The sequence below is a fragment of the Acidocella sp. C78 genome, assembly GCF_907164655.1.
On sequence record NZ_CAJQZK010000067.1, the window covers coordinates 1 to 20,378 of the forward strand.

At 68.2% G+C, this 20,378-nt stretch carries 23 protein-coding genes; 6 read left to right on the plus strand and 17 right to left on the minus strand.

Annotated features, from left to right (window positions below):
* Window positions 1–400, plus strand: a 400-nt coding sequence (locus tag ACIDOCELLA78_RS86565) for an SDR family NAD(P)-dependent oxidoreductase (protein WP_249675526.1), incomplete at its 5' end; no start/stop codon positions are given.
* Window positions 401–499: 99 nt separating this feature from the next.
* Here the strand turns inward: ACIDOCELLA78_RS86565 and ACIDOCELLA78_RS86570 are convergent.
* The 13 genes from ACIDOCELLA78_RS86570 to ACIDOCELLA78_RS86630 all read right to left on the minus strand — a co-directional run bounded on the left by ACIDOCELLA78_RS86570 (window position 500) and on the right by ACIDOCELLA78_RS86630 (window position 10,873).
* Entirely contained in the window at window positions 500–703 is a 204-nt protein-coding gene (locus ACIDOCELLA78_RS86570; protein WP_249675530.1) for a hypothetical protein, read from the minus strand.
* The gene (locus ACIDOCELLA78_RS86575) at window positions 694–1,287 is read right to left on the minus strand and encodes an N-acyl homoserine lactonase family protein (protein WP_249675534.1); all 594 of its coding nucleotides are present in this window, start codon (window positions 1,285–1,287) and stop codon (window positions 694–696) included. The genes ACIDOCELLA78_RS86570 and ACIDOCELLA78_RS86575 overlap by 10 nt, the downstream gene beginning before the upstream one ends.
* A 27-nt stretch (window positions 1,288–1,314) precedes the next feature.
* Window positions 1,315–2,601: a hydroxyacid-oxoacid transhydrogenase gene (locus ACIDOCELLA78_RS86580; RefSeq protein ID WP_249675551.1), complete on the minus strand. Its 1,287-nt coding sequence runs from the start codon at window positions 2,599–2,601 to the stop codon at window positions 1,315–1,317.
* A gap of 45 nt (window positions 2,602–2,646) precedes the next feature.
* Window positions 2,647–4,698 carry an N-acetylglucosamine-6-phosphate deacetylase gene (gene nagA / locus ACIDOCELLA78_RS86585; RefSeq protein WP_201728306.1) on the minus strand — a complete coding sequence of 684 codons (2,052 nt, stop codon included), beginning with the start codon at window positions 4,696–4,698 and terminating at the stop codon, window positions 2,647–2,649.
* Between the two features lie 4 nt (window positions 4,699–4,702).
* Entirely contained in the window at window positions 4,703–5,086 is a 384-nt protein-coding gene (locus tag ACIDOCELLA78_RS86590; protein WP_201728307.1) for a histidine triad nucleotide-binding protein, read from the minus strand.
* On the minus strand, window positions 5,083–5,580 hold the full coding sequence (locus tag ACIDOCELLA78_RS86595; protein WP_201728308.1) for a phosphoribosyl-ATP diphosphatase: 498 nt from the start codon (window positions 5,578–5,580) through the stop codon (window positions 5,083–5,085). Before ACIDOCELLA78_RS86595 ends, ACIDOCELLA78_RS86590 begins: the two co-directional genes overlap by 4 nt.
* Window positions 5,581–5,589: 9 nt before the next feature.
* Window positions 5,590–6,354: an imidazole glycerol phosphate synthase subunit HisF gene (hisF, locus tag ACIDOCELLA78_RS86600; protein ID WP_201728309.1), complete on the minus strand. Its 765-nt coding sequence runs from the start codon at window positions 6,352–6,354 to the stop codon at window positions 5,590–5,592.
* The gene (gene hisA / locus ACIDOCELLA78_RS86605) at window positions 6,348–7,088 is read right to left on the minus strand and encodes a 1-(5-phosphoribosyl)-5-[(5-phosphoribosylamino)methylideneamino]imidazole-4-carboxamide isomerase (RefSeq protein WP_201728310.1); all 741 of its coding nucleotides are present in this window, start codon (window positions 7,086–7,088) and stop codon (window positions 6,348–6,350) included. Before hisA ends, hisF begins: the two co-directional genes overlap by 7 nt.
* 1 nt (window position 7,089) lies before the next feature.
* Window positions 7,090–7,650, minus strand: a complete 561-nt coding sequence (locus ACIDOCELLA78_RS86610) for a GNAT family N-acetyltransferase (RefSeq protein WP_201728311.1) — start codon at window positions 7,648–7,650, stop codon at window positions 7,090–7,092.
* Window positions 7,647–8,282, minus strand: a complete 636-nt coding sequence (hisH, locus tag ACIDOCELLA78_RS86615) for an imidazole glycerol phosphate synthase subunit HisH (protein ID WP_201728312.1) — start codon at window positions 8,280–8,282, stop codon at window positions 7,647–7,649. The genes ACIDOCELLA78_RS86610 and hisH overlap by 4 nt, the downstream gene beginning before the upstream one ends.
* Window positions 8,279–8,869, minus strand: a complete 591-nt coding sequence (gene hisB / locus ACIDOCELLA78_RS86620; protein ID WP_201728313.1) for an imidazoleglycerol-phosphate dehydratase HisB — start codon at window positions 8,867–8,869, stop codon at window positions 8,279–8,281. Before hisB ends, hisH begins: the two co-directional genes overlap by 4 nt.
* 59 nt (window positions 8,870–8,928) lie before the next feature.
* The gene (locus ACIDOCELLA78_RS86625; RefSeq protein WP_249675554.1) at window positions 8,929–10,338 is read right to left on the minus strand and encodes an MFS transporter; all 1,410 of its coding nucleotides are present in this window, start codon (window positions 10,336–10,338) and stop codon (window positions 8,929–8,931) included.
* A gap of 97 nt (window positions 10,339–10,435) precedes the next feature.
* Complete coding sequence (locus ACIDOCELLA78_RS86630; RefSeq protein ID WP_201728314.1) at window positions 10,436–10,873, minus strand: phosphate-starvation-inducible PsiE family protein; 438 nt, start codon at window positions 10,871–10,873, stop codon at window positions 10,436–10,438.
* A 138-nt stretch (window positions 10,874–11,011) separates the two neighbouring features.
* On the opposite strand from ACIDOCELLA78_RS86630, the gene hslV reads away from it, so the two are divergent.
* Both hslV and hslU read left to right on the plus strand, forming a co-directional pair.
* Window positions 11,012–11,563 carry an ATP-dependent protease subunit HslV gene (gene hslV / locus ACIDOCELLA78_RS86635; protein ID WP_201728315.1) on the plus strand — a complete coding sequence of 184 codons (552 nt, stop codon included), beginning with the start codon at window positions 11,012–11,014 and terminating at the stop codon, window positions 11,561–11,563.
* Entirely contained in the window at window positions 11,560–12,879 is a 1,320-nt protein-coding gene (gene hslU, locus ACIDOCELLA78_RS86640) for an ATP-dependent protease ATPase subunit HslU (RefSeq protein ID WP_374223241.1), read from the plus strand. Before hslV ends, hslU begins: the two co-directional genes overlap by 4 nt.
* A 44-nt stretch (window positions 12,880–12,923) precedes the next feature.
* On the opposite strand, the gene ACIDOCELLA78_RS86645 is transcribed toward hslU, so the two are convergent.
* The 4 genes from ACIDOCELLA78_RS86645 to ACIDOCELLA78_RS86660 all read right to left on the minus strand — a co-directional run bounded on the left by ACIDOCELLA78_RS86645 (window position 12,924) and on the right by ACIDOCELLA78_RS86660 (window position 17,465).
* On the minus strand, window positions 12,924–13,268 hold the full coding sequence (locus tag ACIDOCELLA78_RS86645) for an SHOCT domain-containing protein (RefSeq protein WP_201728316.1): 345 nt from the start codon (window positions 13,266–13,268) through the stop codon (window positions 12,924–12,926).
* A 144-nt stretch (window positions 13,269–13,412) separates the two neighbouring features.
* Window positions 13,413–14,834: an amidase family protein gene (locus tag ACIDOCELLA78_RS86650; RefSeq protein ID WP_201728317.1), complete on the minus strand. Its 1,422-nt coding sequence runs from the start codon at window positions 14,832–14,834 to the stop codon at window positions 13,413–13,415.
* A 25-nt stretch (window positions 14,835–14,859) separates the two neighbouring features.
* Entirely contained in the window at window positions 14,860–16,143 is a 1,284-nt protein-coding gene (locus ACIDOCELLA78_RS86655) for an ArgE/DapE family deacylase (protein ID WP_201728318.1), read from the minus strand.
* A gap of 71 nt (window positions 16,144–16,214) precedes the next feature.
* On the minus strand, window positions 16,215–17,465 hold the full coding sequence (locus ACIDOCELLA78_RS86660; protein ID WP_201728319.1) for an NRAMP family divalent metal transporter: 1,251 nt from the start codon (window positions 17,463–17,465) through the stop codon (window positions 16,215–16,217).
* A 157-nt stretch (window positions 17,466–17,622) separates the two neighbouring features.
* On the opposite strand from ACIDOCELLA78_RS86660, the gene cysS reads away from it, so the two are divergent.
* The 3 genes from cysS (at window position 17,623) to ACIDOCELLA78_RS86675 (ending at window position 20,357) form a co-directional block, all read left to right on the plus strand.
* Window positions 17,623–18,972 (plus strand): cysteine--tRNA ligase, encoded by a 1,350-nt coding sequence (cysS, locus tag ACIDOCELLA78_RS86665; protein WP_201728320.1) that lies wholly within the window; start codon window positions 17,623–17,625, stop codon window positions 18,970–18,972.
* The gene (locus tag ACIDOCELLA78_RS86670) at window positions 18,969–19,739 is read left to right on the plus strand and encodes an RNA methyltransferase (protein ID WP_201728321.1); all 771 of its coding nucleotides are present in this window, start codon (window positions 18,969–18,971) and stop codon (window positions 19,737–19,739) included. The genes cysS and ACIDOCELLA78_RS86670 overlap by 4 nt, the downstream gene beginning before the upstream one ends.
* Window positions 19,740–19,808: 69 nt before the next feature.
* Window positions 19,809–20,357, plus strand: coding sequence for a bacterioferritin (locus ACIDOCELLA78_RS86675; RefSeq protein ID WP_249675557.1), 549 nt, complete (start codon window positions 19,809–19,811; stop codon window positions 20,355–20,357).
* Window positions 20,358–20,378 lie beyond the last annotated feature (21 nt).

Below are 20,378 nucleotides of genomic sequence, written 5' to 3' on the forward strand. Positions count from 1 at the left end.
CACGGTGACCGCGGTGAACGCGGCGATGCCGTTCCTCGAAAAATCCGATGCCGCCTCGATCGTGGTGATCTCCTCGGTCTCGGGCCGCGAGGTGGATTTCGCCGCCGGCCCTTATGGCGTGTTCAAGGCGGCGCTGATCCATTACGCCAAGGGTCTGTCGTTCCAGCTCGCCGGCAAGGGCATCCGCGTCAACGCGCTCTCGCCGGGCAATACCTATTTCCCCGGCGGGGTGTGGGAAAAGATCGAGCACGGCAATCCGGCGCTGTACAAGGAAGCGCTCGCCCTCAACCCGACCGGGCGGATGGGCCGGCCTGACGAGGTGGCGCGCGGCGTGGTGTTCCTCGCCAGCCCGGCGGCAAGCTTCGTCACCGCACCAATCTCGTGGTCGACGGCGCGCTGACCCGCGGCGTGCAGTTCTGATCGCGCGTCATCTCCGACCGACAAAAAACCCGCCCGGATCGTCTCCGGGCGGGTTCGTCTTTGCCGCGAAGGGCGAGGCTCAGTCGTAATAGCCAGGCGCGTGTTTGAAGCTCGGCCAGGCGATCGGATCATGGCCAGTCACCACCGTCGCACCGGTCTTCTCGGCGAGCGTGCGCAGCTTCTGCACCGAGCGCACGGTATCCACCGTGCTGGCAAGGAAGCCCGGCAGCGCCTTCTCATCCCAGTGATCGGTCGTATAGGCGGCATCCACCGTCAGCAGCATCGGGCCCGCCTTCGGCAGCGTGACGAGGAACGATTGATGCCCGGGCGCGTGGCCGGGGTGAAGACGGTGCGGATCACTCCATCGCCGTAGAGATCGTAGAAATCATCGGCGGCGCCGTTGAGGAACTGCCATTTCAGGCCCGGCCTGTCGAAATCCTTGCGGATATAGCCGCCGGCGGCGAACCAGTCCGGCGTGTAGGCATATTCGTATTCCGCCCGCTGCACGAGATGGGTCGCGTTCGGAAACCGGCCGATCGCCCCGGTATGGTCGAGATGCAGATGCGATTGCAGCACGTAGCGCACGCTGGCCGGATCGATGCCGAGCTTCTGCAACTGCGGCAGGCAGGCTTCCTCGCGCGTCATCACCGGGAGGTAGACATCGCAGACCGCGCCCCAATGCGCCCGCATGTCCTCGGCGACCTCGGCGGCATTGCCGCCATCGATCACGATATTGCCTTTCGGATGCGTGATGAGGAACCACGGCACCGGGATTTCGTAGGGATCGTTGCCCTGGTTCATCTTGATCGAGGCGGTCACGGTCTTGAGCGTGCCGCAGCTGAACATGTAGAGCCTGATGTCTGACATTTTCCTTACCCTTGTGTTATTGAGGTTTTACCAATTGCGCATCGACTGGCGGAGTATGGTCTCCAGAATGCCGGCATCCACCGGCTTGGGCGATCCGGCGAGCAGGCGCTGCTGTTTCAGCGCGCCGTCGATGATCGCGGGAATATCCGCCTCGGTGTAGCCGAGTTCGGCGATGCCCGACGGGGCGCCGACGGCCTTCATCAGGTCGATCAGTGCCGCCGGCAGCGAGTCCGGGCCGGGGGTCTCGATATCGTGGCCGCGCAGCAGGCTGGCGGCGCGGATATGTTTCTCGGGTGCCGCGTCATAGGTGTAGCGGAATGCCGCCGGCGACGTGACGATCACCGAAAACCCGTGCGGCACGAAGGCGTGGTTCCGCGAATAGCCGGGCGCGTGATAGACGTGCTTCAGCCCGGCGATCGGATAGGCGCAGGCATGGGGAATGTGCACGCCGGCGGTGCCGAAGCCGATGCCGGCCATCGTCGCGCCGAGCATCATCGTCCCGCGCGCCTCGTAATCCTCGCCATCGGCCACGGCGCGGGCGAGATATTTCCCGCCGAACTCGATCGCCTGGAGCGACCAGATATCGGCCACCGGGTTCGAGCCCTGATAGGGCGGCCGATCGTCCGGCGAGGCCGGTTTCGGCCGCTGGTTGAACGGTTTCGAGATATAGCTCTCGACTGCGTGGCAGATCACGTCGAGCCCGGCAGAGGCCGTCACGCCCGCCGGCGTGGTGCGGGCGAGGGCGGGATCGACCATGGCGAGGGTCGGCCGCATGTAGCGATGCGAGATGCCGCTCTTGACCTTCAGTTCGGGGATATCGAGCACGGCGACGGTGGTCGCCTCCGATCCCGAGCCGGATGTGGTGGGTAGCGCGATCAGCGGCCGCAGCGGTCCGGGCGGCTTCTTGCCGCCGCCGATCGGCGGGTTGACATAGTCGATCACCGCCCCGCCATGGGTGCTGATCAGGTTGGCGACTTTCGCGGTATCGATCGTCGAGCCGCCGCCCAAGGCGATGAACCCGTCGCAGGGATGCGCCTCCGCGAAGGCCGCGCCGCGGGCGAAACTGTCAATCGTCGGCTCGACATGGATATCCTCGAACCGGTCGAAGGTGATGCCGGATGCGGCGAGGATTCCCTCGATCTGCTCGATCAAGCCGAACTGGTGCAGCATCGGGTCGGCAACCAGGATGACATGGCGAAGGCCAAGGCGCTTCGCCTCCCAGCCGAGCTCGTCAGCCGCGCCGATTCCGTATTTCAACTGGGTGGCTTCGAGCGTGAAGACGCTTTCGAAGCCTTGCTCTGCCGTCTGGCTCATGAGTTCCTCCATTTTCCGGCCGGGAGCTGGCCGGTGCGGGAGGGACTATGCCCTTTCCAGGGCGGCGCGCAATCGCCCGCCCGCCGCGCCAAGCCGCAGGCGCGCCTCGGTCGTGCCGATTCGCAACACCAGCATGACGATCGCCGTTTTTACTTCGTAACCGCTTGTTTCAAGGGCATCTTTGGCATCGGCCTCGGACGCGCCGGCAATCGCGCGGACGATGCGGATGGCGCGGGCGCGCAGCTTCGCATTGGTGGCGCGGAGATCGACCATATAGGGGCCGAACGTCTTGCCGAGGCGCATCATCACCGTGGTGGAGAGCGCGTTGAGCGCCAGTTTCTGGCTGGTGCCGGCCGAAAGCCGGGTCGAGCCGGCGAGCACCTCAGCACCCGTCGCGATCACCACCGCGATGTCGGCGGCGGTGGCGAGCGGGCCATCGGCATTGACGATCGCCCCGGTCAGCAGGCCGCGCGCGGCGGCGGCGCGCAGCGCGCCGAGGGTGAACGGCGTGCGCCCGGAGGCGGCGATGCCGACGAGACCATCCGCCGGGCCCGCCTTGTGCTCATCGAGCAGGGCGGCAGCGGCATGCTCATCGTCTTCGGCGCCCTCGACCGCGCCGGTCACCGCCGCGCGGCCACCGGCGATCAGGGGAATGATCACCCCGTCCGGCAGCGAGAAGGTCGGGCCGCATTCCACCGCATCGAGCACCGCGAGGCGGCCGGAGGTTCCAGCACCGGCATAGAACAGCCGCCCGCCGGCTTCGAGCCGCGCCGCCACCTCCTCCGCCAGCCGGGCGAGCGACGGAATGGCTCGCTTCACCGCCGCCGCCGCTCCCTGTTCCTGATCCAGCAACGCGCCCATGATCGTGCCGGTGGCCGCCCGGTCGAGTTCGTCGAGATCGCGGCGGATCGTCTCCGTCGCCGGCATGGCGGGGGCCTGGCGCGCCGGGGCGGGCAGGGGATGCAGCGCCGCGCCGCCGATCCAGGCATTGCGGATCTCGAATCCATCGTCGAACCAGATGAGATCGGCCAGGCACCCGGCGGCGAGCCGCCCCCGATCTGCCAGGCCGAGGGCTGCGGCGGGGGCTTCGGTCGCCGCAGACAGCGCGGCAGCGGGTGCGATGCCGGCACCGATCAGGCGGCGCAGCCCTTCATCGAGCGTGATCGTCGCACCGGTGAGCGACCCGTCCGGTCGCCGCGCGGCGCCGTCCCGCGCCTGCGCGGAATCGCCGCCGAAGCGTGCCATGCAGCCCTCGGGCAGGCCGGCGAGGCTGACCGAGTCGGTCACCGCCACCGCCCGCGCCCCGGCGGCGGCGAAGCCGAAGCGCAACGCCAGCGCATCCGCATGCACGCCGTCGGCGATGAAACACGCATGCACCCGCGCATCGGCGAGGGCGACGCCGATCAGCCCCGGATCGCGATGATGAAACGGCCGCATCGCAGTGAACACATGCGTCACCAGGCGGGCGCCGGCCTCGATCGCGGCTTGCGCGGCTGCCGCATCGGCATCGCTGTGGCCCAGTGCCACCGCCACCCCCGCGCCCGTCAGCCGCCGCACCGCCGCAAGCCCGCCCGGCCGCTCCGGCGCGAGGGTGACGAGCTTCAGCGTGGCGGCAAGATCGGGGTCGGCCAGAAGCTCGTCCAGCGCCGCGCCGGTCGGCTCCCGCAGCCAGTCCGCGCGGTGGGCGCCGCGCCGGTTCGGTGCGAGGAACGGGCCTTCGAGATGCAGGCCAAGCATACGCGCGGCCGGTTCGCCCGCCATCGCCGGCATCGCCGCGCGCAGGCGCCGCGCCGCGCCGTGCAGGGCGGCGAAAGGCGCGGTGATGACCGTGGGCGCGAAGCTGGTGACGCCCCGCGCGGCGAGGTTCCGGCAGAGATGGCGGAATCCCTCGGTGTCCGCCTCGGCGCAATCGACGCCGAAGGCGCCGTTATTGTGCAGATCGATCAGGCCGGGGGCGAGGACGCCGCCCTCAAGCCGCAAATCCGGGTTCGCGGGATCGTAGTCAAGCACCGCGGCGATCCGCCCGCCCTCGACAACGACCGCGCCGGGGCCGGTGATCGCCCCGTCGCGGAACAGGCGGTCCGCCGCGATCAGCATCGGCTCAGCGGACGAGCATCGGCCCCAGCGGATGGCCGGCAAAGACATGAACGTGCAGATGCGGCACTTCCTGGTGGCTGTCCGGCCCCATATTTGCGAGCAGCCGATAGCCGGTCTCTTCCGCGCCGATCTGCCGCGCCACCTCGCCCACCGCGCGCACGAAACCGGCGATCTCGGCGTCGCTGGCGGTGGCCGAGAAATCGGCGAAGGAGACGTATTTCCCCTTCGGGATCACCAGCACATGCTGCGGCGCCTGCGGGTTGATGTCGTGAAAGGCGAGGGCGAATTCGGTTTCGAACACTTTCCGGCAGGGGATTTCGCCGCGCAGGATTTTGGCGAAGACGTTCTGCTCGTCATAGGGCGGCTTGCCGCTCACACCTGGTTTCATGGAATTTTCCTCGTTTCCGCGATCGACAGCAGCATCGGGCGGGACGCTTTTTCGGCGATCCCGGATATCCCTTCCCGGCGCTGGAGTTCCAGCCATACATCCTCCGGCCGCAGCCCGGCCGCCACCCACATCACCAGCAGGTGATACAGCACGTCCGCGCTCTCGGCGATCAGCGCCTCACGATTGCCGGAGATGGCCTCGATCAGGCACTCGACCGCTTCCTCGCCGAATTTCTGCGCCACCTTGTTGATCCCGCGCGACAGCAGCCGCGCCGAATGGCTGACCAGCGGATCGGCCGACTTGCGGGCAAGGATGGTCGACCACAGCCGGTCGAGAACCTGGGCGTTGGGGGCTGCCGGGTTCAGTGGCGGAACCGGCGGATGGGTCGCCGCCGCGCGAGCCTTGGGCTTGGCTTTCGGTTTGGCGGCGGTCTTGCTGCCCGCCTTCTTCGCCTTGGTATCCGGCAGGGTGGATTTCACGGGTTTCTTGGGCATGGGGAACCTCTAGCGCGGGCCGACCGGGCGAACCGGCAGGCCGGCGGCGGCAAGAGCGGCCTTCACCTCGGCGATGGTGAACTGGCCAAAATGGAACACACTGGCAGCAAGCAGGCCGGTCGCGCCCGCCGCGGCACCCTCGACGAAATGCGCGAGCGTGCCGACGCCGCCCGAGGCGATCACGGGGATGTTCACCCGCGTGGTCACGGCGCGCAGCAGGTCGAGATCGAAGCCGAGGCCGGTGCCGTCGCGGTCCATCGAGGTAAGCAGGATCTCGCCGGCGCCGCGCGCCGCCATCTCGGCGCACCAGCCGACCGCGTCGATCCCGGTGCCGCGCCGCCCGCCATGGGTGAATACTTCCCAGCCATCGCCGCCGCGCCGCGCATCGACCGCGACGACGACGCACTGGCTGCCGAATTTCCGCGCCGCCTCGTTGATGAAGTCAGGCCGGGATATGGCGGCGGAGTTGATGCTGCACTTGTCCGCACCAGCCAGCAGCAGGCGGCGCATGTCATCCGTCGTGCGGATGCCGCCGCCGACGGTCAGCGGCAGGAACACTTTGGCTGCGGTGCGGCCGACCACGTCGATGATCGTGTCGCGGTTCTCGTGGCTCGCGGTGATGTCGAGAAAGGTGAGTTCGTCGGCGCCCGCGCGGTCATAGACCACGGCCTGCTCCACCGGATCGCCGGCATCGCGCAGCGAGACGAAGTTCACCCCCTTCACCACGCGCCCGTCCTTCACGTCGAGGCAGGGAATGACGCGCAGCTTCAGCATGAAGCGGCCTCCGCCAGCGCCGCCTGCGGATTGATCCGGCCATCGTAGAGGGCGCGGCCGATGATCGTGCCGGCAAGGTTCGGCGTGCGGCCGGCGGCGGCGCGCAGGTTACGGATATCCTCGATGCCGGCTACACCGCCCGAGGCGATCACCGGGATGGTGATGGTGGCGGCGAGGGCTTCGGTGGCATCGAGATTGAGGCCCTGCAGCATGCCGTCGCGCGCGATATCGGTATGGATGATCGCGGCGATGCCGGCATCCTGCAGCCGCATCGCCATCTCGGTCGCCGGTAGCGACGATGTCTCGGCCCAACCCTCGGTGGCGACCATGCCGTCCCGCGCGTCGATGCCGACGACGATCCGCCCCGGAAAGGCGGCGGCCGCCTCGCGCACTAGGCCAGGGTTCTTCACCGCGGCGCTGCCGAGAATGACGCGCGAGATGCCAAGCTCGATCCAGGCGGCGATGCCCGCCATGTCGCGGATGCCGCCGCCAAGCTGCACCGGCATCGCCACCGCGGCGAGGATCGCGCGCACCGCCGCGCCATTCACCGGCCGCCCGGCAAAGGCCCCGTTCAGGTCGACAACGTGCAACGCGGCAAATCCGGCGGCCTCGAAGGCGCGGGCCTGGGCGGCCGGGTCCTCGGCATAGATCGTCGCCTCGTCCATCTCGCCGCGGCGCAGCCGCACGCAGGCGCCATCCTTGAGGTCGATCGCCGGGTAGAGGGTCAGAGCCATGTCAGGACGCCTGCAACATCTTGTAGTAGAAATGACCGCCGATCGTCTGCCCATCGGTGCGGGCATAGGCCGGATGGGTGCCCCAGCGGATGAAGCCAACCGTCTCGTAGAGCGCGATGGCGGCGGTCTGGGTCTCGCGGACATCGAGGTTGAGCACCTGATAGCCGAGCGCGCGCGCGCGGTCTTCTACCCGCTGGACGATCAGCCGGGCGAGGCCATGGCCGCGTGCGTAGGGGGCGACGAAATTATGCGCGAGCGTCGCGCCGAAAGCCTGCGCCTCGTTGTTGCGGGGCGGGCGGACGAGTTGGGCTGCGCCATAGATCACGCCATCCATCCGGCCGACGAACAGCTCCCGCTCCGGCACCATCACGACGCCGCGGAAATACTGTTCGAGTGCCGCGCGCCCCGGCGGGCGCAGCCAGCCGAACCCGCCGCCATCGATGATCGCCGCATCGGCCGCCTCGCACAGCGTCTGCATGTCGTCATCGGCGAGCGATGTCAGGCGGTCCACCTGCATGCTCGATGGTGGCGGCAGGTCGCAAAGATCGGAACAGGTCATCATGGCATCCAGCGCAGGAAATTCCCCAGAATGGTCAGGCCGACCTCCTGGCTTTTCTCAACGTGGAATTGTGTACCCGCCCGGTTCCCGGTTGCAACCATTGCCACGATCTCTTCACCGTACGAGGTGGTGGCGATCACCGTGCTGCGGTCGTCCGTGCGCAGGGCGTAGGAATGCACGAAATAGGCATGGTCGCCCGGCGTCAGCCCCTCGAGCAGCGGATGCGCGCCCGGGGTGAAGGCCAGCTCGTTCCAGCCCATATGCGGCAGGCGCAGGCCATCGGCGCGAATCGGCGCGATATCGCCGCGAATCCAGCCGAAGCCGGGCGTGGTTTCGTGTTCGAGCCCGCGTTCGGCCATCAGCTGCATACCGACGCAGATACCAAGGAACGGCGCTCCGGCCTCGACCCGGCGATGCATTGCGGCGGCAAGGCCGGGGCGGGCGGCGAGCCCGTGCGCGCAATCGGCGAAGGCGCCCTGACCGGGCAGCACGATGCGGTCGGCGTCACCGACGATCCCGGCATCGTCGGTGATCGAGACGGTCGCATCGAGCCCGAGCCGGGAGGCGGCGAGTTCGAGCCCGCGCGCCGCCGAGGCGAGATTGCCGCTGCCGTAATCGATGACCGCAATCCTCACAGCACCCCCTTGGTCGAGGGAATCGCGCCGGCGGCACGCGGATCGGGCTCGACCGCCATCCGCAGCGCCCGCGCCGCGGCCTTGAACGCGGCCTCGGCCACGTGATGCGCGTTGTGCCCGGCGCGGCGGGTCAGGTGCAGCGCGAAGCCGCCATTGGCGGTCAGCGCCTGGAAGAATTCCTGCACGAGCTGGGTGTCCATGTCGCCGATCGTCTGCCGCTCGAACGGCACGTCGAACACCAGGAAGCCGCGGCCGGAAAGGTCGATCGCGGCCTCGCACAGCGCTTCGTCCATCGGAGTCGCGGCGAAGCCGAAGCGGGTGACGCCGCGCTTGTCGCCCAGCGCCTCGCGGATCGCCTGGCCGAGCACGATGCCGACATCCTCGACAGTATGATGGGCATCGATATGCAGGTCGCCCTCGGCGCGGACGATCAGGTCCAGCATGGCGTGCCGGCCGAGTGCGGTCAGCATGTGATCGAAGAACCCGATTCCGGTGGCGATGTCGGTGTTGCCGGCGCCATCGAGGTCGAGCATCAGCTCGATCGAGGTTTCGGATGTGGTGCGCGTGATGCTTGCAGTTCGGCTCATGCGGGCTGGCCTAGCCCAATTTCGCCGGCCCGCCAATCAGCCGGCCGGCGAAACTTCGCTCAGTGGTTGATCTGTTCGAGCGCGAGCCCCCTGGTCGAGGGGCCGAGCGCGATCATCGCGATGCCCACCAGCATCGCGATCCCGATGAACACCGCCACTCCCGGCACGCCGTACCGGGCGAGCAGAACGCCGATCGCGAGGCCGGCGAAGGCTGCCGCCAGCCGGCTCCACGAATACACGAACCCGACCGCGCGGGCGCGAATCCGGGTGGGATACAACTCAGGCTGGTAGCCATGATAGGCGAAGGACATCACGTTCGACGCGAGGGTGAACAGCACGCCGAGGGCGATCAGCACCGGCGGCGCCGAGCTTTGCGCGAACAGGCCGATCACCACCGCCATGATCACGAGCGCGCCGATGATCTGCGTCTTGCGTTCGATCCGGTCGGCGAAAACCGTGCCGAGCAGTGGGCCGAACGGATTGGCGATGGCGATGATGAAGGCGTATTCGAGACTGTGCGTCACGGTGATGCCGCGATGGATGAGCAGCGTCGGCACCCAGGCGGCGAAGCCGTAGAAGCCGATCACCTGCGCCATGTTGAAGACCGACAGGATGATGGTCCGCCGCAGATACTCGTCGCCGAAGATCTCCATGATCGACCCCGCGCCGCCTTCTTCCGGCGCGGCGGGCTGCGGCGGCGGCAGGGGATGGCCGGTTTCTGCGGCCACCCGCCGCTCGATATCGGCGACGATCGCCTCCGCCTCCGCCATCCGGCCGTGGCGGGCCAGCCAGCGCGGGCTCTCCGGAATGCCCCGTTGCAGGGCAAACACCACGACGGCGCCGACCGAGCCGATCAGGATCAGCACCCGCCAGTAGTCCAGCCCGAACGGCTTGCTGCCCTTCATGGCATAGGCCAGGAACGCGATCAGCGGCACCACGAGAAACGTGATGAACTGGTTCACCGCGAAGGCCTTGCCGCGCTCGCCCCGGGGGATGAGTTCCGAAATGAAGGTATCGATGGTCACGAGTTCGACGCCGATGCCGATGCCGGCGATGAACCGCCAGATATCGAGCGCGAGCCCGCTGGTCTGAAACGCCATGATCGCGGTGCAGACCATGTACCACAGCAGCGCCCCGGTGAAGACCGCGCGGCGTCCGAACTTGTCGGCGATCTGTCCGAACAGCAGCGCGCCAACCCAGAGCCCGGCGAAGGTGGCGAACACGAAAGTGCCGAAGCCCGCGACCTTCAGCACGCTGAGCCCCGCCAGGAAGCCGAGCGATTCCGGCTTGAACAGCCCTTCGCCCACCATGCCCGGCGCGACATAGCCGGTGAAGAACAGGTCGTAGAACTCGAAAATGCCACCCAGCGAGATCAGGACGATGATGGTCCAGACCGCGCGCGACGGCGGCAGGCGGTCGAGGCGGGCGGCGATCGTCGCCGCAGTCCGGTCCTGCATCCGGTCCTGCATGTGAGTCTCCCTGAATGTTTTTTATCGGTAAATTTGGGTAGCCAACACTAAGCCCGGGCCCGGAAACCTGGCAAGCCGGGCCTGCCACGGGGGCCGGTCAATCCCGCTGTTCCCGGCGGTCCTGGTCGCGCACCAGCCAATAGACGATGCCGAGCGACAGGAACGCGACCGAAAGCGCCATGAGCTGCAGCGCGTTCTCATGCGCCAGATCCATGATGATCAGCTTGCGAACGATCGCGAGCATCCCGATCAGGATGACCACCCGCACGCGCACCGGCCCCTCGTCGCGCTCGCTGGTCACCAGGATCGAGCGTTTGAATTCCAGCGCGATGACGACGGTGAAGATTCCCCCGAACACCGACTGGAACACCGCCGCGTTGGTGGGGTCGAACGTCGTGGCGAGAATGTCGTGCGCGATGTTCACGACGAGATGCGCGAGCGCCGCCGTCACCACGATCGCCATCAGCAACGTCACCGCCTGGACGACGATGAATTCGAAATACTGATAGGCCCTGCTGCCGAACCGGCGGTCCATCCTCTGGTCTCCCCGAAGCCGCGACGGGGAATATAGCGGTTTTTTCATCGCTTGCATGCATGAAAGGCACTCAGGCTTGCATCGCCCTGTCCCCTTGGGCGGCTTGCCCGCCCCTTCGCGCGGTGCCATCTGGAGGGCATGATGAACTCCAATGATCCGGTCGGCTGGCACGGCACGACCATTCTCTGTGTGCAGCGGGACGGGCAGGTGGCCATGGCCGGCGATGGCCAGGTCTCGCTCGGCAACACCGTGGTGAAGGGCAATGCGCGCAAGGTGCGGCGCATCGGCAACGGCAACGTCGTGGCCGGGTTCGCCGGTGCCACGGCCGATGCCTTCACCCTGCTCGAACGGCTCGAGGCGAAGCTGGAGCGCTTCCCCAACCAGCTTGAGCGCGCCTGTGTCGAACTCGCCAAGGACTGGCGGACCGACCGTTATCTCCGCCGGCTCGAGGCGATGATGGCGGTGGCCGACCGCACCCACGCCTTTACCCTCACCGGCAATGGCGACGTGCTTGAACCCGAGGACGGCATCATCGCCATCGGCTCCGGCGGGAATTACGCCCTCGCCGCGGCGCGCGCGCTGATCTCGGTGGACGGCATGACCGCCGAGGACATCGCCCGGCGAGCGATGAAGATCGCCGGCGACATCTGCGTCTACACCAACCATCACGTAACGGTGGAAATCCTGTGATCGACAGCCCGACCTACACGCCGCGCGAAATCGTCTCCGAGCTCGACCGGTTCATCATCGGCCAGCAGGACGCGAAGCGCGCCGTCGCCATCGCCCTTCGCAACCGCTGGCGCCGCCAGCAGCTCCCCGAGGGGCTGCGCGAGGAGGTGGTACCGAAGAACATCCTGATGATCGGCCCGACCGGCTGCGGCAAGACCGAGATCGCCCGCCGCCTGGCCAAGCTCGCGCAGGCGCCCTTCATCAAGGTCGAGGCGACGAAATTCACCGAGGTCGGCTATGTCGGCCGCGATGTCGAAAGCATCGTGCGCGATCTTGTCGAGGTGTCCCTCACCATGCTGCGCGAGATGAGCCGCAAGGGCGTGCAGGCCCGCGCCGAGCTTGCCGCCGAGGATCGCCTGCTCACCGCGCTGGTGGGCGAGGGCGCCTCGTCGGAAACGCGCAACCGCTTCCGCCGCATGCTGCGCGATGGCGAGCTGGAGGACAAGGAGATCGATGTCGACGTGAGCGAGGCGCCGCCCAACGTGATCGGCCAGATGGACATGCCGGGCATGCCGCCGGGCGGAGCCATCAATCTTGGCGACATGATGAAGTCGATGTTCGGCCGCCAGCACGGCCGCAAGCGCATGACCGTCTCGGCCGCCCGCGCCGCGCTGGAGCGCGAGGAGGCCGACCGCCTGCTCGACAACGAACAGCTCAACGCCGACGCCCGCCTGCATGCCGAGACCCACGGCATCGTCTTTCTCGACGAGATCGACAAGATCTGCGCCCGCACCGAGAGCGGCTTTCGCGGCGGCGATGTCTCGCGCGAAGGCGTGCAGCGCGACCTGCTTCCGCTGATCGAGGGCACGACGGTCTCGACCAAATACGGCCCGGTGAAGACCGATCATATCCTCTTCATCGCCTCCGGCGCCTTTCACGTCGCCAAGCCGTCCGACCTTCTGCCGGAACTGCAGGGGCGGCTGCCGATCCGCGTCGAGCTCGCCTCGCTCTCGCGCGAGGATTTCCGCCGTATCCTGACCGAGCCGGAACACTCGCTGCTGAAGCAGTATGTCGCCCTGCTCAAGACCGAGACTGTCGACCTGCACTTCACCGACGATGCGATCGAGGCGGTGGCAGCACTCGCCGCCGACATCAACGACCGGGTCGAGAATATCGGCGCGCGCCGGCTCGCCACGGTGCTGGAGCGGCTGCTCGAGGAGATCAGCTTCGCCGCGACCGACCGCGCCGGCGAGACGGTGACGGTCGATGCAGCACTCGTCGAGGAGAAGGTTGCCCCGCTCGCCGCGCGCGGCGATCTCGGCCGCTTCATCCTGTAACGGCTCTGGCTGTAACGGCTTTGGCCCCCGGCATCGCCGGGGGCTCAATCCCCCAGCAGCCGGCGCCGCGACTCGAATTCGGCGGCGTCGATCTCGCCGCGCGCGAACCGCTCCTTGAGAATGTCGAGCGCCGTGCGCTGCGGCGGATGCGCCGGCCCGTGGGTGAACATTCCGGCGGAACGCAGCACCGCCACCGCCACCATGACGATCACGGCGAGAACGAGGATCATGAAAAAAGGTCCGAGAAACATCGTCGTCCACCCATCATCCCACCACATCATGCCCGGCCTGTAGCCGAATCCGCCCGGTCCCGTCCCGGCCTGCGCGAAGGCGAGGCCTGGCAGGGCGACGAGCGCGGCCGGTGCCGCAATCCGTTTCAGCCTGTTCATGATCGAGCCTCCTTATCCATCAGATTACGAGGCCAATATCGCGGTATCACGCCCGTCTCGGCATTGATCTATATGGATAAGCCCCGGCGCTCCGCGTAACGCTGGCTTGCGCCAACCGGGCGCCAACCGGAACGCAGCGGAAGATCAGCCGGCGCCGCGCGGGTCGACCGGCATGATCGGCGCATCGTCTCGCGCAATCGCGGCGCCGGCGGCGAGCAGCACGTCCTCGCGGAAGGGGGCTGCGACGAGTTGCACGCCCAGCGGCGCGCGGCCGGCGAACCCGGTCGCGACATTCAGCCCCGGCAGGCCGACCAGGGGCAGCGCGATCTGCGTCGCCTGCGCGTCCCACACACGGCGGAACGCATCGGGCCCGGCAAGGTCGAGCCCGTCGCGGAAGGGCAGTTCGCCGGATGTGGGCATCATCAGCACCGGGAAGCGGGCGAGCTGCTGGCGCCAGGCGCGGGCGATGGTGGCGCGGCGCTTCAGCGCCTGGGCAACCACGTCGCCCGGCCAGGATTGTGCCTGCTCGCGGAACGAGTCGATCACCGTCATCGCGCCCGGATCGCCTTCCTGCGCCACGGTCGCGGCCAGCGTGGCGAACCCGTCGCCAAGCCAGAGCTGGATCTGCACCTCGACCGCCTCGCGCATATGCGGCAGGTCGTCGATCGTCTCGACCGTCCAGCCCGCACTCTCAAGCGCCCGGCCGGCCGCGATCAGCGCCGCCTCGACCTCCGGCGCCACCGCCATGCCGCCGGGGCGCAGGCAGAGTGCCGCCCGGCGCGGCAGATCCGGCCCATCGAGCGGTGCGGGGCACCACCACGGGTCGCGCGGGCCGTCCGGATCAGGATCCGGCTGCGCCATCGCCGCCAGGGCCAGCCGCAGATCCGCCATGCTGCGCCCGATCGGGCCGGAGACGGCGGTGATCTGCGCGCCGATGCCGCGCTCGGGCCCCGAGGCGTTGAACGCTGGAACACGGCCGATGCTGGGCCGCAATCCGTGCAGGCCGCAGGCATAGGCAGGGTAGCGGATCGAGCCGGCAATGTCGGTGCCGTGGGCGAAAGCGCCGATCCCGCTCGCGACCGCCGCCGCCGCCCCGCCGGACGAGCCGCCGGGGGTCAGCGCCGGGTCATGCGGATTGCGCGTATCGCCGTGCAGCAGGTTGGTCGTGAACCAGCGCATCGAGAAGGCGGGGGTATTGGTGCGGCCGATGATGACCGCCCCCGCGCGTTCGAGATTGTCGACCACCGGGCTGCTGCGCTGCGCGACCAGGTCTTTCTGCAGGCGGATGCCGTTGGTGGTGGCGAAGCCCTTCTGGTCGATATTCACCTTCACCGTGATGGGAACGCCGGCGAGCGGGCCCGGATCGTCGCCGCGGGCGAGTGCCTCGTCGATCCGTGCCGCGGCGGCCAGCGCCTGCTCCGGGCGATGGTCGATCACGGCGTTGATCGCCGGGTTCGCCTCGTCCAGCCGGGCGAGCGCGGCGGCTGCCGCCTCGCGTGCCGAAACCTCCCGCCGGCGGATGCGCCCGGCGAGGTCGGATGCGGTGAGGTGCCAAAGTTCGGTCATTGTCGCTCCTGTCGTCTCCGCCGGTTCAGCCCGGCTCCAATCCGCACCAGGCGGCGACGAAGAGCGCGATCGCCTTCGTCACCCGCCGCACCGAGGCAAGGTCGACCGCCTCGTCGATCCCGTGAATGCCGCGCGAGACCGGGCCGTAGCACAGCGCCGGAATCCGGTCGTAGAGCGCGTGAACCCGCGCATCGAGATAGGCGCCGGTGGTCATCGTGCCGAGCGGCGCGCCGGTCGCCGCCGAATGGGCGTCGGCCAGCGCTGCCTCCGCCGCCGATCCCGGTTCCAGCACATAGCCCTCGGCGAAGAAGCCGTTGAAGCTGACGCGAGGCTTGTTGTTCGCAAGCATCGGGTCGGTCGCCGCGAAGGCAGCGATCCGCGCCTCGATCTCGCGCGCGGCATCGGAGGCTCGCGTACCGGGATAGAGCGAGATGCGGCAGGAAAGCCGGCATTGGCTCGGCACCGAGGAGGCCCAGTCCCCGCCCTCGATCCGGCCGAGATTGAGGTTGATCGGGTGCGGCTCGGCGGCGAAATGCGGATGCGCGCCCTTGCGCGCGTTCCACTCCGCCTCCAGCCCGCGCAGATCGGCGATGATGCGATACGCGGCATCGATCGCGTTCGCGCCCTCCGCCATGGCGCGCACATGCGCCGGCGCGCCGCGCACCTCGATCTCGAACCAGAGCACGCCGACATTGGCGCGCACCAGCCGCTCGTCCTGCGGTTCGGGAATCAGCGCGGCGTCGGCGCGATAGCCGCGTAGATGCGTCATCAGCGCGCCATTGCCGGTCGATTCCTCCTCGACCACCGATTCGACATGCACGGTGCCCGCCGGCTGGAACCCGGCGCGGCGCAGCGCGTCGAGCGCGAAGATATTGGCGGCGTGGCCGGCCTTCATGTCGGCAGCACCCCGCCCGTGCATCCACCCCTCCGCGATCACCGGCTCGAAGGGCGGATGGCGCCACATATCCGCCGGGCCCGTCGGCACGACATCGACATGCGCCTGCAGGATCAGCGACCGGCCGGCATCGCGCCGCGGGCGATGGGTGCCGATCACGATCGGCGCATCGGAATGTTCGGCCGAAATCCGGCCCGCGCCCGCATGCCGCGCCAGCGCGTCGCGGTCCATCGTGAAGCGGTCCATCGCATAGCCGCGGTCCCGCAGCGCGCGATGAACAAAATCCTGGATCGGCGCCTCGGCGCCGCGGATGGAGGGGAAGCGCACCAGCGCCTGGGTGAAGGCGATCTGCTCGTCGAAGCCGGCATCCACGGCGTCCATCAATCGTGCCGCCAGATCCGGCTCCAGTGTCATCGCCGCCTCCCGTTATTCTGGCGACGATTTGAGAAGCCGCAGCTGCCCCTGTCAAGCAAGGGCGGGCAGGATCAGAACAGACCGGCCCCCGACAGACCGCCATAGACGCCAAGCCCCGCCGTCAGCACCGACATCGCGATCGCGAGCCCGGCATACCAGCCCCGCAGCCGCACCTGCGGCGGCAGCGCCTTGAGGCCGAGCATCACCAGGAAGCCGAGCACCAGCGGCAGCAGCAGCGCGTTCATCACCTCGACGGCGATGTTCAGGATAACCAGATTCGGCACCACGCCGACCAGCACCGCGCCGAGGATCAGGCAGGCGGCATACACACCATAGAACCACCTCGCGCGCAGCGGATGATCCTCCAGCGAGCGGCGATAGCCCGCCACCTCGCCAAGTCCCCAGGCCAGCGCCAGCGAGGCGACGATGGCCGCCACCAGCCCGGCGCCGAGCACGCCGGCGCCGAACACGAGCTTGCCCATCGCCACGCCGAGATAGGGGGTGAGTGCCGCGGTGATATCGCCCACCGTGTTCAGGCTCGCATTGGGGTTGTGCCGGCCGATCGTCGCGGCGGTCGAGATCAGCACCGCCGCCATGACGAGCTGGGTGACGATGGCGCCGATCGCGGTATCCCAGCGCGCATATTTGAAATCCGCCGGCGTCAGCCGCTTATCCGCCACCGCCGATTGCTGGTAGAAGATCATCCACGGCATGATGACGGCGCCGATATTGGCGGCGACAAGGTAGAGATAGCCCGGATCGCCGAGCGCCGGCTGGAAGGTCTGGGCGGCGATCTGCCCCGCATCCGGCCGCGAGACGAAAGCGATGACAAAGAACACCAGCTCGAACAGCCCGAGCCCGATCGCCACCCGCTCGACCCGACGATAGGAGCCGGTGAACGCGACCACGAGCAGGAACACCACCGAGAGCGTCAGCGTCGCCGCGCGGGGGATGCCATAAAGCTCGCCCACGCCGGCCACGCCCGAGAATTCCGACAGCAGCGCCCCGATCGTGGCGACCGCGAGGCCCGCGGCCGAGAGCCACGCCCAGCCCTTGCCGAACGTGTCGCGGATCAGCTCGCCATGGCCCTTGCCGGTGAAGATGCCGAGCCGGACGGTCAGCTCCTGCACGACATACAGGATGGGGATCAGGATGAACTGCAGCAGCAGCAGCCGATACCCCCAGGCGACGCCGGATTGCGACGCCGTGATGATGCTGCCCACCTCGGTATCCGCGAGCATGACCACGATGCCAGGGCCGAGCACGGCGAGAAAGGGCAGGCGCGAACGACGGGAACGCGGTGACACGGCGGTCTGCGACAAGAGCGGTCTCCGGGATAAATTGAGAATGAGAATTATTCTCAATTACTGGTCACGATGGATACAGGACCTCTCAGGTCCTGTCAACGAGCGGGCCGATTCATCGCTGCCGCCGACGCGCCGGTTGACTTCCGCTTGCCCGGAGAGGAAATCCGCGGCCATGATCCAGATCAAGCTGCACAACACGAAAACACGCCGGCGCGAGCCCTTCGTCCCTGCCGATCCCGCGCATGTGAAGCTCTATGTCTGCGGTCCCACGGTCTATGACCGGGCGCATCTCGGCAATGCGCGCACCGTGGTGGTGTTCGACACGCTGGTCCGCCTGCTGCGCCACCTGTTTCCGCGCGTCACCTATGTGCGGAACATCACCGACATCGATGACAAGATCAACGCCCGCGCCGCCGAAACCGGCGAGCCGATCGGCGAGATCACCGCGCGGACCACAAGCTGGTTTCATAACGACATGGCGGCGTTGTATTGCACGCCACCCGATATCGAGCCGCGCGCAACCGGCCATATCGGCGATATCATCGCCCTGATCGAGCGCCTGATCGCCCGCGGCCACGCCTATGCCGCCGAGGGCCATGTCCTGTTCGCCGTCGCGACAGACGCGCAATACGGCAAGTTCTCCGGCCGCTCGCCCGAGGAGCTGCTGGCCGGCGCGCGGGTGGATGTCGCCACATACAAGCGCGATCCGGGCGATTTCGTGCTCTGGAAACCCTCGCCGCCCGACCTGCCGGGCTGGGACAGCCCCTGGGGAAGCGGCCGGCCGGGCTGGCACATCGAATGCTCGGCGATGATCCACGCCACGCTCGGCGAGACGATCGACATCCATGGCGGCGGTGCTGACCTCATCTTCCCGCATCATGAGAACGAGATCGCCCAGTCCTGCTGCGCCTTTCCCGGCTCGGAACTCGCCCGCGTCTGGGTGCATGCCGGCATGTTGCAGGTGAACGGGCAGAAAATGTCGAAATCCCTCGGCAATTTCCGCACCGTGCAGGACGTGCTGGGCGAGGCGCCAGGCGAGGCGGTGCGCTTCCTGCTGCTCAAGACGCAGTATCGCGGCGTGCTCGACTTTTCCACCGCCGCGCTGGCCGAGGCCAAGCGGGAGCTCGACCGGTTCTACCGCGCACTGGAAAAACACGCCGACCCCGCGCCCGCCGCCACACCGCCCGCCGCCTTCATCGAGGCGCTGGCGGATGATCTGAACACGCCCGGCGCCATCGCCGAACTTCATGCGCTGGCCGACGCGGCGATGCAGGGCAATGCCGCCAGCGCCGCAAGCCTGCGCGCCGCCGGCGAGCTGATCGGCATTTTCAACCAGACGGCCGGCCAGTGGTTCCGCGGCGATGTGGCCGACGATGCGCGGATCGACGCGCTGATCGCCGAACGCCTCGCCGCGCGGAGGAACAAGGATTTCGCCCGCGCCGACGCAATCCGCGCCGAACTCGCGGCCGCCGGCATCCTGCTCGAGGACGGTCCCGGCGGCACCACCTGGCGGCGCGCGTGACCGGTCGCGACGAAGGCGCCGATCTCGCGCCGATCGACCCGTCCCCCGTCATCATCCTGGTGCGCCCGCAGCTGGCCGAGAATATCGGCTCGGTCGCGCGGGCGATGGGCAATGGCGGGCTGTTCCATCTCCGCCTCGTCGCCCCGCGCGACGGCTGGCCGCAGGACCGGGCGATGCGCACCGCCTCCGGCGCCTACCGCATCCTTGAAGCCGCGACGGTGCATGACACGGTGGCCGATGCGGTGGCCGACCTGCACCGCGTCTTCGCCACCTGTCCGCGCCCGCGCCACATCGTCAAGCCGCTGCTCACCGCCCGCGGTGCCGCCGCAGAACTGCGCGAGGTCGGCGCCCGCGGCCTCAAATGCGGCATCCTGTTCGGCCCCGAGCGCGCCGGCCTCGACAATGACGACATCGCCTGCGCCGACAGCCTGATCCGCTACCCGCTCAACCCGCGCTTCATGTCCCTCAACCTCGCGCAGGCGGTGATGGTGATGGCCTATGAATGGTGGATCGCCGGCGAGGCCGCGCCGGTCCGCACGTTGCAAACCCACAAGACCCATGTCGCGACCAAGGGCGAGCTGGAAAACTTCCTCACCCACCTGATCGCCGAATGCGACGAGGCCGGGTTCCTGCGCAACGAGCAGAAGCGCCCCGGCATGGTGCGCAACATCCGCCATTTCTTCCAGCGCGGCGAGGTGACGGAACAGGAATTGCGCACGCTGCATGGCATCGTCACCGAACTCGCGCGCGGTCGTCGCGCGCGTTGAGTCGGCGTCCCCATTCTGTCATCATGAGGCCGCCGCAGCGAGGCGGCGATCAGCGGAGTGGACAGCGTGATGGACCAGGTCGAACATGCAGCGCCGAACGCCTTCCTCAACGACGTGCGCGCCGTATCGGCGCAGATGCAGGGCGCGTTCCGCGAGGAACACGCGGCGGGTGCCGACCCCGCGCTTGTCCTGCTGCAAAGCGCGCTGACCGCCGAGATTCTCTGCGTCTGGCGCTACACCATGATGTCGGTCTCGCTGGCCGGGCTGAAACAGCCGCGCATCGGCGCCGAGTTCCAGGAACAGGCGAATGACGAGCGCCGCCACATGGTCGCCATCGCCCAGCGCATCCGCGAACTCGGCGGCACGCCGGATTTCTCCCCGCACGGGCTCGAGACCCGCTTCGGCGAATTCGGCACCAGGGCGGATCTCGCCGGCCTCGTCGAACAGAACCTCGCCGCCGAGCGCGAGGTGATCGGCCTCTATCGCCGGATGATCGACCATTTCGAGCCGCACGACCAGGTCACCGCGCTGATGCTCGCCAACATCCTCGAAGAGGAAAGCGAGCACGCGACCGACATGCAGGACCTGCTCTCGATCGAGACCGGCGGCCACGGCTGAAACGACTGCCGCGCGGTTGCC